This window comes from Pseudomonas sp. NPDC090592, assembly GCF_044769185.1.
Taxonomy (GTDB): Bacteria; Pseudomonadota; Gammaproteobacteria; order Pseudomonadales; family Pseudomonadaceae; genus Aquipseudomonas.
Genome location: NZ_JBIVXJ010000026.1, coordinates 50559 through 70880, shown reverse-complemented (window position 1 = coordinate 70880; position 20322 = coordinate 50559). Strand labels below are relative to the sequence as shown.

At 63.9% G+C, this 20322-nt stretch carries 14 protein-coding genes and 4 tRNA genes; 10 read left to right on the top strand and 8 right to left on the bottom strand.

The annotated features are described in order from the left end of the window. Nucleotides 1-28: 28 nt before the first annotated feature. The 3 genes from ACIQUI_RS21205 (at nucleotide 29) to ACIQUI_RS21195 (ending at nucleotide 4263) form a co-directional block, all read left to right on the top strand. Nucleotides 29-1303 carry an MFS transporter gene (locus ACIQUI_RS21205; protein ID WP_403202436.1) on the top strand — a complete coding sequence of 425 codons (1275 nt, stop codon included), beginning with the start codon at nucleotides 29-31 and terminating at the stop codon, nucleotides 1301-1303. 24 nt (nucleotides 1304-1327) lie between these two features. Next, entirely contained in the window at nucleotides 1328-2161 is an 834-nt protein-coding gene (locus tag ACIQUI_RS21200) for an amidohydrolase family protein (RefSeq protein ID WP_403202435.1), read from the top strand. 224 nt (nucleotides 2162-2385) lie between these two features. Continuing rightward, nucleotides 2386-4263 carry a 1-acyl-sn-glycerol-3-phosphate acyltransferase gene (locus ACIQUI_RS21195; protein WP_403202433.1) on the top strand — a complete coding sequence of 626 codons (1878 nt, stop codon included), beginning with the start codon at nucleotides 2386-2388 and terminating at the stop codon, nucleotides 4261-4263. A gap of 10 nt (nucleotides 4264-4273) precedes the next feature. On the opposite strand, the gene sugE is transcribed toward ACIQUI_RS21195, so the two are convergent. From sugE to rdgC, 3 genes are all read right to left on the bottom strand, one after another. After that, the gene (sugE, locus tag ACIQUI_RS21190; protein WP_012270979.1) at nucleotides 4274-4591 is read right to left on the bottom strand and encodes a quaternary ammonium compound efflux SMR transporter SugE; all 318 of its coding nucleotides are present in this window, start codon (nucleotides 4589-4591) and stop codon (nucleotides 4274-4276) included. Between the two features lie 229 nt (nucleotides 4592-4820). Then, the gene (locus ACIQUI_RS21185) at nucleotides 4821-5786 is read right to left on the bottom strand and encodes a bile acid:sodium symporter family protein (protein ID WP_403202431.1); all 966 of its coding nucleotides are present in this window, start codon (nucleotides 5784-5786) and stop codon (nucleotides 4821-4823) included. A gap of 187 nt (nucleotides 5787-5973) precedes the next feature. Further along, nucleotides 5974-6894, bottom strand: coding sequence for a recombination-associated protein RdgC (gene rdgC, locus ACIQUI_RS21180; RefSeq protein ID WP_403202429.1), 921 nt, complete (start codon nucleotides 6892-6894; stop codon nucleotides 5974-5976). A 215-nt stretch (nucleotides 6895-7109) separates the two neighbouring features. On the opposite strand from rdgC, the gene ACIQUI_RS21175 reads away from it, so the two are divergent. The 4 genes from ACIQUI_RS21175 (at nucleotide 7110) to ACIQUI_RS21160 (ending at nucleotide 7611) form a co-directional block, all read left to right on the top strand. Continuing rightward, nucleotides 7110-7185 (top strand) — tRNA-Val (locus ACIQUI_RS21175). A gap of 13 nt (nucleotides 7186-7198) precedes the next feature. Further along, nucleotides 7199-7275: transfer RNA gene (locus ACIQUI_RS21170), tRNA-Asp, on the top strand. Nucleotides 7276-7445: 170 nt separating this feature from the next. Next, nucleotides 7446-7521, top strand: a tRNA-Val gene (locus tag ACIQUI_RS21165). A gap of 13 nt (nucleotides 7522-7534) precedes the next feature. Then, nucleotides 7535-7611, top strand: a tRNA-Asp gene (locus tag ACIQUI_RS21160). An 87-nt stretch (nucleotides 7612-7698) separates the two neighbouring features. On the opposite strand, the gene map is transcribed toward ACIQUI_RS21160, so the two are convergent. Beyond that, nucleotides 7699-8490 carry a type I methionyl aminopeptidase gene (map, locus tag ACIQUI_RS21155; protein ID WP_403202427.1) on the bottom strand — a complete coding sequence of 264 codons (792 nt, stop codon included), beginning with the start codon at nucleotides 8488-8490 and terminating at the stop codon, nucleotides 7699-7701. 320 nt (nucleotides 8491-8810) lie between these two features. Here map and ACIQUI_RS21150 point away from each other — a divergent pair, with 320 nt between their 5' ends. From ACIQUI_RS21150 to nirD, 3 genes are all read left to right on the top strand, one after another. Beyond that, complete coding sequence (locus ACIQUI_RS21150) at nucleotides 8811-12836, top strand: molybdopterin-dependent oxidoreductase (RefSeq protein WP_403202425.1); 4026 nt, start codon at nucleotides 8811-8813, stop codon at nucleotides 12834-12836. A 304-nt stretch (nucleotides 12837-13140) separates the two neighbouring features. Further along, nucleotides 13141-15693 (top strand): nitrite reductase large subunit NirB, encoded by a 2553-nt coding sequence (nirB, locus tag ACIQUI_RS21145; RefSeq protein ID WP_403202423.1) that lies wholly within the window; start codon nucleotides 13141-13143, stop codon nucleotides 15691-15693. Continuing rightward, nucleotides 15693-16055, top strand: coding sequence for a nitrite reductase small subunit NirD (gene nirD, locus ACIQUI_RS21140; RefSeq protein WP_403202421.1), 363 nt, complete (start codon nucleotides 15693-15695; stop codon nucleotides 16053-16055). The genes nirB and nirD overlap by 1 nt, the downstream gene beginning before the upstream one ends. A 127-nt stretch (nucleotides 16056-16182) precedes the next feature. On the opposite strand, the gene ACIQUI_RS21135 is transcribed toward nirD, so the two are convergent. The 4 genes from ACIQUI_RS21135 to ACIQUI_RS21120 form a co-directional block, all read right to left on the bottom strand. After that, nucleotides 16183-17133: a 2-hydroxyacid dehydrogenase gene (locus ACIQUI_RS21135; RefSeq protein ID WP_403202419.1), complete on the bottom strand. Its 951-nt coding sequence runs from the start codon at nucleotides 17131-17133 to the stop codon at nucleotides 16183-16185. A 22-nt stretch (nucleotides 17134-17155) separates the two neighbouring features. Beyond that, nucleotides 17156-17914: an SDR family oxidoreductase gene (locus tag ACIQUI_RS21130; RefSeq protein WP_403202417.1), complete on the bottom strand. Its 759-nt coding sequence runs from the start codon at nucleotides 17912-17914 to the stop codon at nucleotides 17156-17158. Between the two features lie 18 nt (nucleotides 17915-17932). Then, on the bottom strand, nucleotides 17933-18643 hold the full coding sequence (locus ACIQUI_RS21125) for a fumarylacetoacetate hydrolase family protein (RefSeq protein WP_403202415.1): 711 nt from the start codon (nucleotides 18641-18643) through the stop codon (nucleotides 17933-17935). 219 nt (nucleotides 18644-18862) lie between these two features. Beyond that, nucleotides 18863-20203: an MFS transporter gene (locus ACIQUI_RS21120; RefSeq protein WP_119371020.1), complete on the bottom strand. Its 1341-nt coding sequence runs from the start codon at nucleotides 20201-20203 to the stop codon at nucleotides 18863-18865. Nucleotides 20204-20322 lie beyond the last annotated feature (119 nt).

The window sequence follows — 20322 nt, the reverse complement described above, 5'->3', positions numbered from 1 at the left end:
GTAACACACAACTAGAAGGATAAAAATCATGTTCAGCTGGTATCGCCAGATCACCTCACGGGAACGCAAGACGTTCTGGGCCTGTTTCGGCGGCTGGTCACTCGATGCCCTGGAAGTGCAGATGTTCGGCCTGGCCATTCCCGCGCTGATCGCCGCGTTTTCCCTGAGCAAGGGCGACGCCGGCCTGATCAGTGGCCTGACCCTGGTAACGTCGGCAATCGGCGGCTGGCTGGGCGGCACCTTGTCCGACCGTTATGGTCGCGTGCGCACCCTGCAATGGATGATTCTCTGGTTTTCCTTCTTCACCTTCCTTTCGGCGTTCGTCACCGGCTTTTATCCGCTGTTGTTCGTCAAGGCCATGCAAGGCTTCGGCATTGGTGGCGAATGGGCTGCGGGCGCGGTGCTGATGGCCGAAACCATCAACCCCAAATACCGCGGCAAGGTCATGGGCACGGTGCAGAGTGCCTGGGCCGTGGGTTGGGGCCTGGCGGTGGCGCTGTTCACGCTGATCTACTCGCTGGTACCGCAGGAATTTGCCTGGCGGGTGATGTTCTTTGTCGGCCTGTTGCCGTCGCTGCTGATCATCTGGGTACGCCGCAACGTGCCCGAGCCAGACAGCTTCCAGCGCCTGCAGAAGGAAAAGGCCATCCCGGTCAGCTTCCTCAAGTCCATGGCCGGCATCTTCCGCCCGGAACTGCTACGCGTGACCCTGCTTGGCGGCTTGCTCGGCCTGGGTGCCCATGGCGGTTACCACGCGGTGATGACCTGGTTGCCGACCTTTCTCAAGACCGAACGCAACCTCTCGGTGCTGAACTCCGGTGGCTACCTGGCGGTGATCATCCTGGCGTTCTGGTGTGGTTGCGTGGTCAGCGGCCTGTTGATCGACCGTATCGGTCGGCGCAAGAACATCCTGCTGTTCGCGCTATGTTGTGTGCTGACCGTTCAGGCCTACGTGTTCTTCCCGCTGAGCAATACGCAGATGCTGTTCCTCGGCTTCCCGCTGGGCTTCTTCGCCGCCGGCATCCCGGCCAGCCTGGGGGCATTCTTCAATGAGCTTTACCCGGCAGATGTGCGCGGCGCCGGGGTGGGCTTCTGCTACAACTTCGGCCGTGTGCTGTCGGCGGTGTTCCCGTTCCTGGTGGGCCACATGAGCGAGTCGATGTCGCTGGGCAGTGCCATCGGCATCGATGCCGGCATTGCCTATGGCGTGGCCGTGATCGCCGCCCTGTGCCTGCCGGAAACCCGCGGGCGCAACCTTGAACCTGCACCTGCGCCGCAAATGGCCGACGCGGTCGCCAAGTAACCTGACTTTGTTTGTATGAGAACCATGCCTGACGCTCCTGCTTTACACCTGACCGCCATCGATAGCCATGCCCACGTGTTCAGCCGTGGGCTGAACCTGGCCAGCGAACGGCGTTATGCGCCCAGCTACGATGCGCCGCTGGGTGATTACCTGGGCCAGTTGCTGGTCCATGGTTTCAGCCATGGCGTGCTGGTTCAGCCCAGCTTCCTGGGGACCGATAACCGCTACCTGCTCAGTGCCCTGCAAACGGTGCCGGGGCAGTTGCGCGGGGTAGTGATGCTGGAGCAGGACGTCGAGCGCGAGACGCTGGATGAGATGGCCCGGCTAGGCGTAAGGGGCGTGCGCCTGAACCTCATGGGCCAGGCGTTGCCCGACCTCACCGGCGCCCAGTGGCGGCCCTTGCTGGAACGTATTGGCGAGCAGGGCTGGCACCTGGAGTTGCACCGCCATGTGGCGGACATTCCGGCACTGGTGCGGGCGCTTGAGCCTTATGGCCTGGACATTGTCATCGACCATTTCGGCCGACCTGATGCTCGCCGTGGTCTGGGCCAGCCGGGCTTTGCCGAACTGCTGACACTGGGGGGGCGGGGCAGGGTATGGGTAAAGGTCTCAGGCATCTACCGGCTGGAAGGTTCGCCGCAAGAGAACCTGGTCTTCGCCCGCCAGGCGCTGTGCGCGCTGGAAGCCCATTACGGGGCCGAGCGGTTGATGTGGGGCAGTGACTGGCCACATACCCAGCACGAATCGGCGGTGAGTTTCGCTGCCGCCGTAGAACAGTTCGAGGCGCTGGGCTGTACGGGGGAGTTGCGCCGGGCGTTGTTGGTGGATACTGCACGGGCACTGTTCGGTTTCGAATGATGTAGCGCCTGTTCCGGCCTCTTCGCGGGCAAGCCCGCTCCCACAGGTACTGCACAATCCCTGAGGTTTGTGCAGTACCTGTGGGAGCGGGCTTGCCCGCGAAGGGGCCAGTACAGGCCCGCACCTGAGTCGCCATGCTTGCCAGCCAAGGCATTTTCCATGCAGATTTGTGGCCTGACGCCCCCGGCGCGCCTCCAATTGAAAAGCCCTCAGGACCAAGGACGATGAGTCACTCCTCGCAATTCACCTTGCTCGGCAAGCGGCGCTTCCTGCCGTTTTTCATCACCCAGTCGCTGGGTGCCTTCAACGACAACCTGTTCAAGCAGTCGCTGATCCTGGCGATCCTGTTCAAGCTCAGCCTGGGCGACGGTGACCGTTCGATCTGGGTCAACCTGTGCGCCTTGCTGTTCATCCTGCCGTTCTTCCTGTTCTCGGCGCTGGGCGGGCAGTTTGGCGAGAAGTTCGCCAAGGACGCGCTGATCCGTGCAATCAAGCTGGCCGAGATCGTCATCATGGCCATCGGTGCACTGGGCTTTATCACCAACCACCTGGCGCTGATGCTGGTGGCGCTGTTCGGCATGGGTACCCACTCGGCGTTGTTCGGCCCGGTGAAGTACTCGATCCTGCCGCAGGCGCTGCGCGAAGAAGAACTGGTCGGCGGCAACGGGTTGGTGGAAACAGGCACCTTCCTGGCCATCCTTGCCGGCACCATCGGTGCCGGGGTGATGATGTCGGCCGATAGCTACGCCACGGTGGTGGCCGGCGGCGTGGTCGGCACTGCGGTGCTCGGCTACCTGGCCAGCCGCTGGATACCGCGGGCCGCTGCCGCTTCGCCGCACATGCCGCTGGACTGGAATATCTTCAAGCAGTCGTGGGCCATCCTGCGCATGGGGCTTGGCCAGACACCTGCGGTATCGCGTTCGATTGTCGGCAACTCGTGGTTCTGGTTCGTCGGTGCCATCTACCTCACGCAGATCCCGGCTTACGCCAAAGACTGGCTGCACGGCGACGGCACGGTGGTGACCCTGGTGCTGACCCTGTTCTCGGTGGGCATTGCCCTGGGGTCGCTGTTGTGCGAACGGCTTAGCGGGCGCAAGGTGGAAATCGGCCTGGTGCCGTTCGGCTCGTTCGGCCTGACCCTGTTCGGCCTGCTGTGGTGGTGGCACTCCGGCGATGTGCCGGCAGCAGGGGCCCCGCACGACTGGTTGACGCTGCTGGGCATGAGCCAGGCCTGGTGGATTCTGCTGTCAATCGTCGGCCTTGGGGTGTTCGGCGGCTTCTATATCGTGCCGCTGTATGCACTGATCCAGGCCCGCACGGCCGAAGACCAGCGCGCCCGGGTGATCGCCGCCAACAACATCCTCAATGCCCTGTTCATGGTGGTGTCGGCGGTACTCACCATCATCCTGCTGGGGCTGGCAGGTTTCACTATCCCGCAGCTGTTTCTGGTGGTGTCGCTGCTCAACATCGCGGTCAACGCCTACATCTTCAGGATCGTGCCAGAGTTCACCATGCGCTTCCTGATCTGGCTGCTCAGCCACTCGATGTACCGTGTGCAGCACCGTGATCTGGAGCGCATCCCCGATGAAGGTGCGGCGCTGCTGGTGTGCAACCACGTTTCATTCGTCGATGCCCTGCTGCTGGGCGGGGCGATCCGCCGGCCGATCCGCTTTGTCATGTACTACAAGATCTACAACCTGCCGGTGCTCAACTTTGTGTTCCGCACGGCGGGCGCCATCCCGATTGCCGGGCGCAATGAAGACCTTGCCATCTACGAACGCGCTTTCGCACGCATTGCCCAATACCTGGCCGATGGTGAGCTGGTGTGCATTTTCCCGGAAGGCAAACTGACCGGCGACGGCGAGATCGATGTGTTCAAGGGCGGCGTCAACCGTATCCTTGAGGAGACGCCGGTGCCGGTGATCCCATTGGCATTGCAGGGGCTGTGGGGGAGTTTCTTCAGTCGCGACCCGGCCAAGGGCTTCTTCAAGCGGCTGTGGTCGAGGGTAACCATCGTGGCGGGCGCCGCCATCCCGGTGGAGGCGGCGCAGCCAGAGTTGTTGCGTGAGCAGGTCAGCCGCCTGCGTGGCGACCTGCGCTAGACGGGGGGGCTCAGCTGGCGCTGACTTTCAGGCCGACAAGGCCGCAGACGATCAGCGCCACACTGACCAGGCGTACCAGCGCCATGGACTCGCCGAACAGGATGATGCCGGCGATGACCGTGCCGACTGCGCCAACGCCAGTCCAGATGGCATAGGCGGTGCCCAGCGGCAGCTCTTTCATGGCCAGGCCCAGCAGGCCAAGGCTGATGACCATGGCACCGACAGTAAGCACGGTAGGAATCGGCTTGCTGAAGCCGTCGGTGTATTTCAGGCCAACGGCCCAGCCGACCTCGAACAGGCCGGCGAAGAACAGGATGATCCAGGACATAGGTGTGTCTCCATCGTTTGAATGATGGGGCCGTCCCCGGAATGGTCACGCGGTGCGTCGTGAGGTCGTCCTCACAGTGGGCATTATAGTGCCCACCTGGAAGGTTCTGGGCAAGCCTGTGCTGGCCCTTTCGCGGGCACGCCCGCTCCCACAGGAATCGCACAATGTTCAGCCCTGTGGGAATCCTGTGGGAGCGGGCGTGCCCGCGAAGAGGCCAGCACAGCCCACATCAATGCCTGACTGGTTCCCCCTCATCACCCTCAACCCCAGCTTCACCCATCCGCCGGAACCAGGTCGACAGCAGCGCCCCGGAAATATTGTGCCAAACACTGAACAACGCACTCGGCACTGCCGCCAGCGGCGAAAAGTGCGCCGCCGCCAATGCTGCCCCCAGCCCGGAGTTCTGCATGCCCACCTCCAGCGCCAGCGACTTGCGCTGGGCCAGGGGCAGTTTGCACAGCTTGCCGGTCAGGTACCCCAGCAGATAGCCGAAGGTGTTGTGCAGCATCACCACCGCCATGATCAGCAGCCCCGACTCGGCAATCTTCGCCTGGCTGGCCGCCACCACTGCGCACACGATCATCACGATGCTCACCACCGACACCAACGGCAGCACCTGCACCGCCGCCTGCACCCGGGCGCCGAGCAAGCGCTGGGCGACAACGCCGAGCACGATCGGCAGCATCACCAACTGCAGGATCGACCAGAACATGTCCATGAAGGACACCGGCAACCAGGCCGATGCCAGGAACCAGATCAGCGCCGGGGTCAGCAGCGGGGCCAGCAGGGTGGTGACCGCAGCGATTGCCACAGCCAGCGCCAGGTCCCCGCGGGACAGCCATACCATCACGTTCGATGCCGTGCCGCTCGGGCAGCAGCCAACCAGGATCACGCCCACGGCAATTTCCGGCGGCAGGTGGAACAGTTGGCACAGCAGCCAGGCCATGCCCGGCATGATCACGAAGTGCGCGACCACCCCCAGCATCACCCGCCAGGGCTGGCGGGCGAGGGCGGCGAAGTCGTCCAGTTTGAGGGTGAGGCCCATGCCGAACATCACCAGGCCCAGCAGCGGCACGATGGCGACCTTGAGGGCGATGAACCATTGCGGTTGCAGGAAGGCGAGTACGGCAAATACCAGCACCCACAGGGCAAAGGTATTGCCGACGAAGCGGCTGAGGGCGGCGAGGGCACGCATAGAGGGCAATTCCTTTTCTATTTATGGCTGTGTGAATTTCAAGGGCCCTATCGCTGGCAAGCCAGCTCCCACAGGCACGCAACAGATTCTGAAAGCTGTGGCGTACCTGTGGGAGCGGGCTTGCCCGCGAAGAGGCCGGTACTGGCGAAAAATTACTTCCAGGCCAGCACCGGCATTTCAAGACACCTCAGACCCCTTGCGGAATCTCCTCCCCACCCAGCGCCTCGAACAGCACCGGCAGGAACTCGGCAAAGGTCATCATCATCAACTGGAAGCTGGCATCGAACTGCTGCGCCGCCTCATCACCACCGTCCTGTTCGGCCTGCTCCTGCAGCAGCTCTTCGAACTTCAGGCGCTTGATTACCATCTTGTCGTCCAGGATGAACGACAGCTTGTCCTGCCAGGCCAGGGCCAGCTGGGTGACCACCTTGCCAGTGCTCAGGTGCAGCTGGATTTCCTCGCTGGTCAGGTCCTGGCGCTTGCAGCGCACGATGCCGCCGTCTTCGGCAGTGTCGCGCAGTTCGCATTCGTCCAGCACATGGAAGCCTTCGGCAGCCTGCTGCGACTTGACCCAGTCGGTCATGGTGGCAACCGGAGCAATTTTCACCGTGGCCGGGCGCACCGGCAGCGAGCCCATTACTTCACGCAGGGTCGACAGCAGGTCTTCGGCACGCTTGGCGCTGGCCGAGTTCACCAGGATCACGCCCTGGCGCGGGGCGATGGCGGCAAAGATCATCGAGCGGCGGATGAACGCGCGCGGCAGGAAGGCCTGGATGATCTCGTCCTTGATCTGGTCGCGCTCCTTCTTGTAGACCTTGCGCATCTGCTCGGTCTCGATCTCCTCGACCTTTTCCTTGACCGCGTCGTTGACCACGCTGCTCGGCAGGATGCGTTCTTCCTTGCGTGCGGCAATCAGCAGGTACTCACCGCTGACATGCACCAGAGGAGCGTCTTCGCCTTTGCCGAACGGCGCAACGAAACCATAGGTGGTCAGCTCCTGGCTGGCGCAGGGGCGGGCCGGCTTGCTGGCCAGGGCTGCCTCCAGCGCTTCAGGCTCGAACGGGACTTCCTGGGTCAGGCGGTAGGTCAGCAGGTTCTTGAACCACATGAGGGGCAACTCTCCTTAATGCATAAGGCGGGCATTATTCTCCGTGTAGTGATCTGAGGCCAGCCCTGTCACAGGGCCAGCAGCGGCTTATCGCTCACTGAAACACCCGGCAACGCTAGGTCTTTGAAAGGCATGAGGTTTTTTTTGAAAAAAGTTTAAAAAGTGCTTGCCAGGGTGCAGGGCCGTCCGTAGAATGCGCGCCACACCGAGACGAAGGGTGATTAGCTCAGCCGGGAGAGCATCTGCCTTACAAGCAGAGGGTCGGCGGTTCGATCCCGTCATCACCCACCACTCGATGTATAGCGCAGCGGTAGTTCAGTCGGTTAGAATACCGGCCTGTCACGCCGGGGGTCGCGGGTTCGAGTCCCGTCCGCTGCGCCATATTCCACTTCCAGGGCCCACTGAACACCCGGAAGTAACAGAGAAAGCGACCTTAGGGTCGCTTTTTTTGTGCCTGAAATTTGCTGCTTGATCGTTTTTTGAAAAAACTGCGATAAGTGCTTGCCAGACCGCAAAACCGCCCGTAGAATGCGCGCCACACCGAGAGACATGGGTGATTAGCTCAGCCGGGAGAGCATCTGCCTTACAAGCAGAGGGTCGGCGGTTCGATCCCGTCATCACCCACCACTCGATGTATAGCGCAGCGGTAGTTCAGTCGGTTAGAATACCGGCCTGTCACGCCGGGGGTCGCGGGTTCGAGTCCCGTCCGCTGCGCCATATTCCACTTCCAGGGCCTACTGAACACCCGGAAGTAACAAAGAAAGCGACCTTAGGGTCGCTTTTTTTGTGCCTGCGATTTCACCTTCAGCGCTCTTCCTCGCGCAACGTCAGCACTTCAAACCCGTCTTCAGTCACCGCCACCGTGTGTTCCCACTGTGCCGACAGGCAGTGGTCCCGGGTAATCACCGTCCAGCCATCTTTCAACGTGCGCGTGCCACGCCCACCCTGGTTGATCATTGGCTCGATGGTAAACACCATCCCCGGCTTCAGCTTCATGCCCATGCTGCGCTGGCCGATGTGCAGCACCTCCGGCCCTTCATGCATCTGCTGGCCGATACCATGCCCGCAATATTCACGCACCACGCTGTAGCCCGCGGCCTCGGCATGGGTTTGCACGGCATGGCCGATATCGCCCAGCGTGGCCCCTGGGCGTACCTGCTCGATGCCTTTCCACAGCGCGTCATAGGTGGTGTCGACCAGGCGCCGGGCCTCGTCGCTGACTGGCCCGATGCAGTACATCTTTGACGAGTCGGCGATGTAACCACCTTGCTCCAGCGTAATGTCGACGTTGATGATCGAGCCTTCTTTCAGCACCTCATCGACCTTGGGTATGCCGTGGCACACAACGTGGTCCACCGAGGTATTGAGTGAGTAGGGGAAACCATACTGCCCCTTGCTCGCTGGCCGCGACTTGAGTGTGTTGATGATGAACGCATCGGCGCGGTCGTTGATTTGCATCGTTGTGATGCCGGGGCGGATGAAGCTGTCGAGCTCGGCGAACACCTGCGCCAGCAGTTGGCCGGCGCGGCGCATCAGGTCGAGTTGGGCGGGGGTCTTGAGGATCACCTGGGACATAACGGGAGTGCAGTTGCTCATGCTGGAATTTGCCCCAGCATAGCGCCAGCGGATGTGAGGTTGCCACCGCATGGTGCGTAGCCTGTGCCGGCCCTTTCGCGGGCATGCCCGCTCCCACAGGTACAGCACCGGCCTCAGGCACAGCGATATCCCTGTGGGAGCGGGCGTGCCCGCGAAGAGGCCGGCACAGCTGGCCCATTAATTGCTGACTTACTCTTCATCCCGGGCCATCAACGTCGACAGCCCCCAAAACCCCACGACAAAGGCGCCGTGTTGCCCCGCTTGCTCAGCAAGCCCGGGGCAGCCGGCGCCTTTTGCATGCCTGAAACGGGAGCCCGCCCATGGCCAACAGCGAAGTACGCAGCGTCTGCCCCTATTGTGGCGTGGGCTGCGGCATCGTCATGAGCGTTGCCGATGGCAGGGTCAGCAAGGTCAGCGGTGACAAGCAACACCCCAGCAACTTCGGCCGCCTCTGCACCAAAGGCCTCACCGCACACCTGCCGCTGACCGCCGTCGGGCGCATGGAGGACGCCTATGTACGCCAGCTGCGTAACCAGCAGCCGGTGCGCACCGGCATCGACAAGGCCATCGCCGAAACTGCCACACGCTTGCGCGGCATCATCGACCAGCACGGCCCCGACGCGGTTGCGCTGTACGTGTCCGGGCAGATGTCGCTGGAGGCCCAGTACCTGGCCAACAAACTGGCCAAGGGCTTTATCCGCACGCGCCATATCGAGTCCAACTCGCGCCTGTGCATGGCCAGCGCAGGCAGTGGCTACAAGCTGTCGCTCGGTGCAGACGGCCCCCCCGGGAGCTATCAGGACTTCGAGCACGCCGATGTGTTCCTGGTCATCGGCGCCAACATGGCCGACTGTCACCCGATCCTGTTCCTGCGCCTGCTCGACCGGGTCAAGGCCGGCGCCAGGCTGATCGTCGTCGACCCACGCCGCAGTGCCACCGCCGACAAGGCCGACCTGTTCCTGCAGGTGCGCCCCGGCAGTGACATGGCCTTGCTTAACGGCCTGTTGCACCTGCTGCACCGCAACGGCCACACCAACCCCGCCTTCATTGCCCGCTACACCGAAGGTTGGGACGAACTGCCAGCCTTTCTCGACGACTACAACCCCGAGCGCGTGGCCGCCATCACCGGGCTGGCCGAGGCCGATATCATCAAGGCCGCCGAATGGATCGGCAGCGCCAGCAACTGGATGAGTTGCTGGACCATGGGCCTGAACCAGAGCATCCACGGCACCTGGCACAGCAATGCAATCTGCAACCTGCACCTGGCCACCGGCGCAATCTGCCGACCCGGTAGCGGGCCGTTTTCGCTGACCGGCCAACCCAATGCCATGGGTGGCCGCGAGATGGGCTACATGGGGCCCGGCCTGCCGGGCCAGCGCTCGGCCCTGGTGGAGGCTGACCGCGCCTTTGTCGAGCAGCAGTGGCAACTGGCATCGGGCAGCCTGCGCAGCGAAGGCGGCGAGGGTACGGTAGCGTTGTTCGAACAGATGAAAGCCGGTGAAGTGAAAGCCTGCTGGATCATCTGCAGCAACCCGGTGGCCAGTGTCGCCAACCGCCAGCAAGTGATCGACGGCCTGCATCAGGCCGAACTGGTGATTACCCAGGACGCCTTCCTCGACACCGAAACCAACCGCTACGCCGACATCCTGCTGCCTGCCGCGCTGTGGGCCGAAGGCGAGGGCGTGATGATCAACAGCGAACGCAACCTTACCTTGATGCCACGCGCCGTCGAAGCGCCAGGGCAGAGCCTGCCCGACTGGCAGATCATCGCCCGGGTAGCCTGCGCCATGGGTTATCGCGATGCCTTTGACTACCCCGATGCCGAGGCGGTGTATGAGGAAATCCGCCGCTTCCACAACCCTGCCACCGGCTACGATCTGCGTGGCATCGGCTATGCCCAACTGCGCCAGCATCCGCACCAGTGGCCTTGCGCGCCTGGCCGTGCCAGCGACCGCAGCCCCTTGCGCTACCTGAACGATGGCAGCAGCCAGGTGCTGTTCCACGATAGTGAGGGTGAGCGCCCGGCGCTGGCCTTTCCCACCGCCAGCGGCAAGGCCCGCTTCTTCGCCCGGCCCTGGTTGCCGGCACCCGAGTTGCCGGATCACGACTACCCCATGGTGTTGAACACCGGCCGTGTGCAGCACCAGTGGCACACCCTGACCAAGACCGGCAAGGTGCCGTCGTTGAACAAGCTGGAGCCCGGCCCCTTCGTCGAAATCCACCCCGAAGATGCCGCCCGGCTGGGCGTTGCTGAAAAAGACCAGGTGGCCATTCGCTCTCGTCGCGGCCGTGCCGTGCTGCCGGCACGCCTCAGCGACCGGGTCATGCCCGGCAACTGCTTTGCGCCGTTCCACTGGAACGACCTGGTCGGCGAGCAACTGGCAATCAATGCCGTTACCTGCGATGCGGTCGACCCGTTGTCGCTGCAGCCCGCCTTCAAACACTGCGCCGTGGCCCTGGAACGGGTTGCAGGCGAGCGTATCGAAGCCCTTGAACTGAACACTGCCATTGCGGAGCCAGCCCATATGCCGACTGCCACCCTGTCTCGTCTGCTTGGCCTGGACACCCTGCCAGCCCCGGTGCTGGCCGAGGAAGAGCGTCATTACCTGCAAGGTTTCCTGCTGGGCCTGGAGCAGAGCCGTGCCGATGGCCTGCCCAGCCTGCCGGCCAGTGCACCGTTGGCAGCCAGCCGCCGGTTGTTCGTCGACGGCTTGCTTGCCGGTCTGTTTGCCCAGCCCACGGTGTTACCCGCTGCGGCGTTGTCGGCACCACGGCATCAAGTGCTGTGGGCCTCGCAGACGGGTAACGGCGAGCTGTTGGCCCAGCGCTGTGCTGAACACTTGCGCGGTGCCGGCCTGGACGTGCAGCTCAGTTGCATGGAGGCGGTCAGCCCGCGCCAGCTACAAGGCGCCGCCAGCGTGCTGCTGATCGCCAGCACGTTTGGCGATGGCGACGCGCCCGACAGCGCCGGGGCATTCTGGCAGGCGTTGCAGGGCGAGGAGGGCGCCCACTGCGCCGAGCTGTCTTATGCCGTGCTGGCCCTGGGCGACTCCAGTTACGACCAGTTCTGCGGTTTTGGCCGCAAGCTCGACCAGCGCCTGGCCGAGCTGGGTGGGCGGCGCCTGTTGCAACGGGTGGACTGCGAGCCGGACTTCGACGAAGCCTTCGCCGGCTGGCTCGACGCTTTGCTGCCGTCGCTGGGCAGCGTCGCAGCGCCGCAGCCGGCAACTGAACCTGCGGCTGTGACGGCCTACAGCAAACAGCAACCCTGGGCCGCCAGCCTGCTGGAAAACCGCCTGCTCAACGGCCCCGGTGCCAGCAAGGAAACCCGCCAGATGGTCTTCGACCTGAGCGGTAGCGGCTTCACTTATGCCGCCGGTGATGCCTTGGGCGTGTGGCCGTGCAACTGCCCGGCCCTGGTCGAGGAACTGCTGGCGCTGATGCAGCTCGATGGTCAGGTCATGGTCGAGCTGAAGGGCCAGCCTGCCATGCCACTGGCCGAAGCCCTGCGCAGCCATCTGGAAATTGCCAAGGTCACCCCGCAACAACTTCAGGCATTCGCAGGCAATGCGCCCGATCTGCAGCGGCTGCTGCAACCCGAGTGCAAGGCCGAGCTGCAGGACTGGCTGTGGGGGCGGCAACTGGTCGATGTGCTGCGCGCCTTTCCCCAGCAGTTGCCACTGGCCAGTTGGCTGGCGTTGCTCAAACCGTTGCAGCCGCGTCTCTACTCGATCAGCTCCAGTCCGCTGGCGCATCCGCAGCAGGTGCATTTGACGGTGTCGACGGTGCGCTATGGCGAACGCAAGGGGGTGTGCTCAAGCTTCCTGGCCGACCGTGCGCAGGCGCTGAAGGTGGCGATCTTCCCGCAGGTTTCGAAGCATTTTCGCCTGCCGGAGGACGACAATGTGCCGGTGATCATGGTCGGCCCCGGTACCGGTATCGCCCCTTTCCGCGCCTTCCTCGAAGAGCGTGAGGCGCGCGGGGCGCAAGGCGGCAACTGGCTGTTCTTCGGTGAGCAGTACGCGGCCACCGACTTTTATTACCAAGAGCAGCTGGAAGCCTGGCAGAAAGCCGGGCACTTGCGCCTGGACACAGCGTTTTCGCGTGACCAGGCGGAGAAGATCTATGTGCAGCAGCGCATGATCGAGCAGGGCGCACAGCTGTGGCAATGGCTGCAGGCGGGGGCGTACTTCTATGTGTGTGGTGATGCGCAGCGCATGGCCAAGGATGTGGATGCGGCGTTGCGGGTGATCGTGGCCGAGCATGGCGGGATGGATGTAGCGGCGGCTGCGGCTTATGTCGACGATCTGGGCAAGGCCAGGCGTTATCGGCGGGATGTGTACTGAGTGCTCCAAGTTGGGGTGTTGTGCACTTTGAATGTGCATTGACAGTGCCGGCCTCTTCGCGGGCTCGCCCGCTCCCACAGGTACAGCGCAAACCTGGAAAACCGTGGAGATCCCTGTGGGAGCGGGCGTGCCCGCGAAGAGGCCAGCACAGGAAACAGGCTTGGCACACTCCCTGCTTTACCCCAGATACAACAAAGCCCACTGATCAATGGCGATCAACCCGGGCCCCCTACCGTGATGAATACAGGCAAAGGCGCCTGGAGCTTCGGCTCCAGGCGCTTTTTTTTTGATCGAGGATCGGCATATGAAGGCAACAGCGAGCAGCGGGCAACGAGAGCGCCTGGTCATCGTCGGCAACGGCATGGTCGGCCACCACTGTGTCGAGCAACTGGTCAGCCGTGGCGCCTTGCAGCGCTTCGAGGTGCGGGTGTTCGGCGAAGAGCGCCAGCGCGCCTACGACCGCGTGCACCTGTCCGAGTACTTCGGCGGCAGCTGTGCCGAAACCCTGGCCCTGTGCGAGCACGATTTCTACACCGCCAATGGCGTGCACCTGCACCTCGGTGAGGCCGTGCTGGCAATCGACCGCGAGCGCTGCGAGGTGGTTACCGCCGAAGGCCGTTATGGCTATGACCAATTGGTGCTGGCCACCGGTTCCTATCCCTTCGTGCCGCCGATCGAAGGCTCCAGCGGCAACGCCTGTCTGGTCTACCGCACGCTCGACGACCTCGACGGCATCCGCGCCGCCGCTGCCAGTGCCCGCCGTGGCGTGGTGGTTGGCGGTGGCCTGCTCGGCCTGGAGGCCGCCAACGCGCTCAAGTCGCTGGGCCTGGAAGCCCATGTGGTGGAGTTTGCCCCGCGCTTGATGCCGGTACAGCTGGACGGCGAGGGCGGTGCCGCGCTCAAGGCGCAGATCGAGGCGCTGGGCGTGGGTGTGCACCTGTCACGTGCCACCCAGTCGATCAGCGCGGGTGAAGGGTACCGCTACCGCATGAACTTCGACGGCGGTGAGCACCTGGAAACCGACCTGATCGTGTTCTCTGCCGGTATTCGCCCGCAGGATGCCCTGGGCCGAGCCTGTGGCCTGGACATCGCCACGCGTGGCGGGGTCGTGATCGACAACCATTGCCGCAGCAGCGACCCGCGCATCTTTGCCATTGGCGAGTGCGCTTCGTGGAACGGCAGCGTGTTCGGCCTGGTTGCCCCGGGCTACAGCATGGCGCGCAACCTGGCTGCGTTGCTGATGGGGGAGGCGGCAGTTGCGTTCACCGGCGCCGACATGTCGACCAAGCTCAAGTTGCTGGGCGTGGATGTCGGCTCGATTGGCGATGCCCATGGCGCCACGCCAGGTGCGCGCAGTTACCGCTTCATCGACGAAGCCAACAGCGCCTACCGCCGGCTGGTGGTGGATGCCAGCGGCAAGCATGTGCTCGGCGCGGTGCTGGTGGGTGACAACAGCTACTACGACACCCTGCTGCAATACGCCCAGAACGGCATTACCCTGCCGGCCGACCCGGCCGCGCTGATTCTGCCGCAAGGCGGTGGCGCGCCGGCCCTGGGCGCCGATGCACTGCCCGACAGCGCGACCATCTGCTCGTGCCACAACGTCAGCAAAGGCGCGGTTTGCGCTGCCATCGACAGCGGCTGCAGCGACCTGGCTGCGGTCAAGGGCTGCACCAAGGCCGCCACCGGTTGCGGAGGTTGCGCGGCGCTGCTGAAGCAGGTGTTCGAGCACGAACTGACCGCCCGTGGTGTTGCGGTAGACAAGAGCCTGTGCGAACACTTCGGTTACACCCGTCAGGAGCTGTACGGGCTGGTGCGCGTGGAAGGTATCCGCACCTTCAGCGAACTGCTCGAACGCCACGGCAAGGGCCACGTAGGCTGTGACATCTGCAAGCCGGCGGTCGGCAACATCCTCGCCTCGTGCTGGAACCAGCCGATCATGGACCCGGCGCTGGTGCCCCTGCAGGACACCAACGACACCTTCATGGCCAACATGCAGAAGAACGGCACCTACTCCGTGGTGCCACGCATACCGGGTGGTGAAATCACCCCCGACAAGCTCATCGTCATCGGCCAGGTGGCGAAGAAGTACGACCTGTATACCAAGATCACCGGGGGCCAGCGCATCGACCTGTTCGGCGCCCAGTTGCACGAACTGCCGCTGATCTGGGGCGAGCTGATCGAGGCTGGCTTCGAAACCGGCCACGCCTACGGCAAGTCGACCCGCACGGTAAAGTCGTGCGTCGGTAGCACCTGGTGCCGCTACGGTGTGCAGGACAGTGTCGGCATGGCCCTGCGCCTGGAGGACCGCTACAAGGGCCTGCGCAGCCCGCACAAGCTCAAGTTCGCGGTTTCGGGCTGCACCCGCGAATGTGCCGAGGCGCAGAGCAAGGACATTGGCGTGATCGCCACCGACAAGGGCTGGAACCTGTACGTGTGCGGCAACGGCGGCATGCGCCCACGGCATGCCGAGCTGTTCGCCACCGACCTGGACGACGAGACGCTGGTTCGCCTGATCGACCGCGTGCTGATGTTCTACATCCGCACGGCCGACAAGCTGCAACGTACCTCGGTGTGGCGCGAGAACCTGGAAGGTGGGCTGGACTACCTGAAGCAGGTGGTCATCGACGACAGCCTGGGCCTGGCTGGCGAGCTGGAAGCGCAGATGCAGCATGTGGTCGACCAGTATGAATGCGAATGGGCCAACGCCCTCAACGACCCGGAAAAACTCAAGCGCTTCCGCACCTTCGTCAACGACCGGCGTGCCGACCCGGACGTGCACTTTGTGCGCGAACGCGAACAACGCCGGCCTGCTGCACCGCTGCACCTGATCCCTACTGTCGAGGAGGCTGTGTGATGAACCTGTCCAATGCTGCTGTGAAGACCCGTGAGAACTGGCAGCCGGTATGCCAGGCGCAAGACCTGGTGGCCGATTCCGGTGTTGTGGTGTGGATGGACGGTGCCCAGGTGGCGCTGTTCTACCTGCCAGGGCAGGCCCAGCCGCTGTACGCGGTAGACAACCGCGACCCGCGTTCTGGCGCCAACATCATTGGCCGCGGGCTGGTGGGCAGTGTACAGGGCGAGCTGGTGGTGGCGGCGCCGCTGTACAAGCAGCATTTCAGCTTGCAGAGCGGGGCGTGCCTGGAGGATGCCGGGCAGCGGTTGCGGGTGTGGCCGGTGCGGTTGAATGGTGAGGCTGTGGAGTTGGCAGTCGCCTGACATTCATCTGCTGCCTGTACCGGCCCTTTCGCGGGCGCGCCCGCTCCCACAGGAACCGCACAGACCTCGAACCCTGCGCCGTACCTGTGGGAGCGGGCAAGCCCGCGAAGAGGCCGGCACAGGCGGCTCAGATCACCAACCCCTGCGGCGTGCGCCCGGCAAACACATCCACCAGGCTGGCCACTACCATCTCGCCCATGCGCGTACGCGTCTGCACCGTTGCACTGGCCCGATGGGGCTGCAGCACCACATCCTCACGCTCGAACAGTGCCTCTGGTGCACGCGGTTCATCGGCAAACACATCCAGCGCCGCGCCTGCGATCTCGTTGGCCTGCAGTGCCGCGATCAGCGCTGGCTCATCCACCAGCTTGCCGCGCGCGATGTTGATCAGATACCCCTCGGCGCCCAACGCTCGCAGCACCTCACGATTGATCAGCGCCTCGCCCTTGTCCGCCGCTGCCGCGAGGATCAGTGCATCGCTGTCTTTGGCCAGCTGCAGCAGGTCTGCCTCGAACCCGTAGGGCACATCCAGCGCCTGCAGATCGGTGTAGCGAATCGGGCAACCAAACGCCGCCGCCCGCTGCGCCACCGCGCGACCCACCCGGCCCATGCCGACAATGCCCACGCGCATGCCCGACACCTGCCGAGCCAGAGGCAACGGTGCCAACGGCGTGGCACTGGTGGCCCAATGCCCGGCGCGGACGAAGCGGTCACCGGTGCATATCCCCCGGCACAAGCCAATCAACAGGCCCATGGCGAGATCGGCGACGTCCTCGGTGAGGGCGCCGATGGTTGCCGTCACCTGAATGCCGCGGTCGCGGGCGTAGGCCAGGTCTACCGCGTCGGTACCGACGCCATTCACCGCGATCACCTTGAGGTTGGGCAGGCGTGCCATCAGCGCCTGGCTGATGCCGGTGTGGCCGCCGGTGATCACGCCGCGAATGTTGCCGGCGTGCTGGCTGACATAGGCATCCTTGTCGGCCTGTTCGTAGTAGCGGTGAACGGTGAACAACTGCTCCAGGCGCTCACGGATTTGCGGGATGAGTATCGGGCTGAGTTGCAGGACTTCTGGTTTCATGGGGCACTCCATCAGTAACAGGTCAGCCACGGCCAACGAACGGCATGTTGCTGGCCATCACGGTCATGTTCAGTACGTTGGCGTCCAGCGGTAGCGCGGCGATGTAGCGCACCGCGTCGGCCACATGGCGCACGTCGAGCATCGGTTCGGCCGCAATTTCGCCATTGGCCTGGCGCACGCCACGGGTCATCCGCTCGGAAAGCTCGGTCAGGGCATTGCCGATGTCCACCTGGCTGCAGACGATGTTGTAAGGCCGCCCATCCAGCGCCAGGGCTTTGGTCAGGCCCAGCACAGCATGTTTGCTGGCGGTGTAGGGCGCCGTGAACGGGCGCGGGGTGTGTGCCGAGATCGAGCCGTTGTTGATGATCCGCCCGCCTTGCGGCTGTTGGCGTCGCATCAGGCCGAAAGCGGCGCGGGCGCAGAGAAACACACCATCGACGTTGGTGGCGATCACGTTGCGCCAGTTCTCCAGCGGCAGTTCGTCGACCGGCACGGCGGGGGCGTTGATGCCGGCATTGTTGAAGATGATGTCGAGGTGGCCGTGTACCTCCTCGATGGTGGCAAACAGCTGCGCGACGCTGTGTTCGTCGCGTACGTCAGTGGCTACGGCCAGGGCTTCACCGCCCGCTGCCTGTGCCTGTTCGACCACTGCTTGCAGCGGCTCCAGACGGCGCCCGGCAAGGACCAGGCTGAAGCCGTCTTCCAGCAGGGCGAGGGCAACGGCGCGGCCGATGCCACTGCCTGCGCCGGTGACCAAGGCGATTTTCTTGTTCTGGTTCATCTCGTTACTCCAAGGGGATCAGGCAGCGTTGGCGGCTTGTGCGGCAGGCCTGGGGCCGACGCGCAGGTGCATTTCGCCGATACCATCGATGCCGGCGTGAAGGGTGTCGCCCGGGTTCAGCGGCGCCACGCCGGGCGGGCTGCCGGTCATGATCAGGTCGCCCGGGCGCAGCGGCAGCTGGCGTGACAGCCGGCTGATGATTTCGGCCAATGCCCAGGTCTGCTGGCTCAGGTGTGCACGCTGGCGCTCCTGGCCATTGACCTGCAGCCACAACGCCGCATCCAGCGGCCATGCGCATTCGCTGGCGGGAACGATGGCGGTCATCGGTGCCGATGCTTCGAATACCTTGGCGCCTTCCCACGGCAGCCCTTCGGCCTTGGCCTTGCGCTGGTGATCGCGGCGGGTCAGGTCAAGCCCGGCGGCAAAGCCGAATACGTGCTCCAGGGCCTGTTCCGGGGCAATGTCGGCACCGCCCTTGGCGATGGCCGCGACCAGTTCGATCTCGTGGCAGAACTCGTCGGTCTGCGGCGGGAAGGGCAGTTCGCCCGTTGCCTCGACCACGTTGCTTGCCGGCTTCATGAAGAACACCGGCTCGCAGGGGGCAGGGCCGTAGGTTTCAGGCCAGGGATAATTGCGGCCCAGGCAGAACACGCGGCCAACCGGGAAGCGCGTGTCGCTGCCGCGGATGGGCAGGCTGACGACGGCCGGTGGGCTGAACAGGTAACTCATGGGGTGACTCCTTCGTGCTGGAGTGGCCAGCCTAGCCAGTGGCTGGCCGGCAAAGTTGGACGAAAGCGGGGTTGGTTTGGACTATTCAAGCAACCTGTACCGGCCCTTTCGCGGCTAAAGCCGCTCCCACAGGAGCAGTGCCAAACCTGAGCGCAGCGCTGTACCTGTGGGAGCGGGCGTGCCCGCGAAGAGGCCAGTACTGACCACGCATTTCTCGAATCAGGCCGCAGTCTTCAACTCAATGCGGTACAGCTTGCCGAGCAGTAGCGAGTAAGACAGGGTGCCCATCAGGGCCACGCCCCCGATGAACCAGAACGCCATGGCGAACGAGCCACTGGCATGCACGATTGCGCCAATCACGATCGGCGTGACGATGCCGCCGATGTTTGCTGCCAGGCTGGTGACCCCGCCGGTCAGGCCGATCAATTGCCTGGGCGCTACTTCCGAGACCGCAGCCCACGAAGACGAGGCGATGCCCTGGGCAAAGAACGCCAGGGTGAGAATGGCGATGCACAGCACGTTGGAGTCGGTGAAGTTCACCAGCACGATCGACATGCCCAGCATCGAGCCCACCACCAGCGGCAGCTTGCGTGCAAACGACAGCGAGTAGCCCTTGCGGATAAGCAGGTCAGAGACGATGCCCGCCAGCAGGATGCCGACCGTTGCGCCAATGAACGGCATCACGGCGAAGATGCCGACCTTGATCAAGGTGAGCTGGCGTTCTTCGATCAGGTAAGTGGGGAACCAGGTGAGGAAGAAGTACAGCGCCGAGGTGCTGGCGAACTTGCCCAGGCAGATGGCCCATACCTGGCGGTAGCGGAACAGTTCGGCGACCTGGCGCCAGTCGAAACGGGTACGTTCCTGGCTGCTTTTGACCAGGCCACCGCCGCTCTCGATATAGGCCAGTTCTTCCTTGCTGACCTTCTTGCAGTTCAGCGGGTCACGGTAAAGGAACAGCCACACCACGCCGAACAGGATGCCGACCACGCCGGTGCTGTAGAACACATGCCGCCAGTCGTAGGTGGTTGCAAGCCACAGCAGGGCGCCGGTGAACAGTGCAGTGCCCAGGTATTGGCCGCACACGTAGATGCTGCTGGCCATGCCGCGTTCACGCGCCGGGAACCATACCGTCACCGCACGGCTGTTGGCGGGGAAGGCCGGGGCCTCCATGGCACCGACGGCAAGGCGCAGACCGAACAGCGAGGTAAAGCCACTGGCCAGGCCCTGAGCCACGGTAACCGCCGACCAGCTGATCAGCGACACGCCATAGGTCAGGCGCGAGCCGAAGCGGTCGGCGATGAAGCCGGCCGGTACCAGCGCCAGGGCGTAGGTCCAGGCAAAGGCAGAAAAAATCAGCCCCATCTCCACTTTGTCCAGGCCCAGGTCCTTGGCCATGAAGGGGGCGGCGATCGAGATATTCACCCGGTCGACGTAGTTGATGATGGTCGCCACCAGCAGCAGCGACAGCATGAACCAGCGGCGCCGGGTGGGCAGGCGCTGGGCAGGGGCCGCGTCCAGCGCGTACGACGACGCTGCGCGGGGGGTAGGCGTGCTCGACATGAGTCGACCTCGTTTGTTGTTGTTGGTTGAGGTTGGGCTGCAGTCCCGTGACTAGGGTGGTCGTACAACGTCTTGAATGCAATGCGGGGGTTAGACCGTTTTTGCGCTGGATGGAGGGG

Coding starts and splice junctions, on each gene's coding strand:
- ACIQUI_RS21205 (WP_403202436.1), top strand. CDS start 29: ATGTTCAGCTGGTATCGCCAGATCACCTCACGGGAACGCAAGACGTTC.
- ACIQUI_RS21200 (WP_403202435.1), top strand. CDS start 1,328: ATGCCTGACGCTCCTGCTTTACACCTGACCGCCATCGATAGCCATGCC.
- ACIQUI_RS21195 (WP_403202433.1), top strand. CDS start 2,386: ATGAGTCACTCCTCGCAATTCACCTTGCTCGGCAAGCGGCGCTTCCTG.
- sugE (WP_012270979.1), bottom strand. CDS start 4,591: ATGTCCTGGATCATCCTGTTCTTCGCCGGCCTGTTCGAGGTCGGCTGG.
- ACIQUI_RS21185 (WP_403202431.1), bottom strand. CDS start 5,786: ATGCGTGCCCTCGCCGCCCTCAGCCGCTTCGTCGGCAATACCTTTGCC.
- rdgC (WP_403202429.1), bottom strand. CDS start 6,894: ATGTGGTTCAAGAACCTGCTGACCTACCGCCTGACCCAGGAAGTCCCG.
- map (WP_403202427.1), bottom strand. CDS start 8,490: ATGAGCAACTGCACTCCCGTTATGTCCCAGGTGATCCTCAAGACCCCC.
- ACIQUI_RS21150 (WP_403202425.1), top strand. CDS start 8,811: ATGGCCAACAGCGAAGTACGCAGCGTCTGCCCCTATTGTGGCGTGGGC.
- nirB (WP_403202423.1), top strand. CDS start 13,141: ATGAAGGCAACAGCGAGCAGCGGGCAACGAGAGCGCCTGGTCATCGTC.
- nirD (WP_403202421.1), top strand. CDS start 15,693: ATGAACCTGTCCAATGCTGCTGTGAAGACCCGTGAGAACTGGCAGCCG.
- ACIQUI_RS21135 (WP_403202419.1), bottom strand. CDS start 17,133: ATGAAACCAGAAGTCCTGCAACTCAGCCCGATACTCATCCCGCAAATC.
- ACIQUI_RS21130 (WP_403202417.1), bottom strand. CDS start 17,914: ATGAACCAGAACAAGAAAATCGCCTTGGTCACCGGCGCAGGCAGTGGC.
- ACIQUI_RS21125 (WP_403202415.1), bottom strand. CDS start 18,643: ATGAGTTACCTGTTCAGCCCACCGGCCGTCGTCAGCCTGCCCATCCGC.
- ACIQUI_RS21120 (WP_119371020.1), bottom strand. CDS start 20,203: ATGTCGAGCACGCCTACCCCCCGCGCAGCGTCGTCGTACGCGCTGGAC.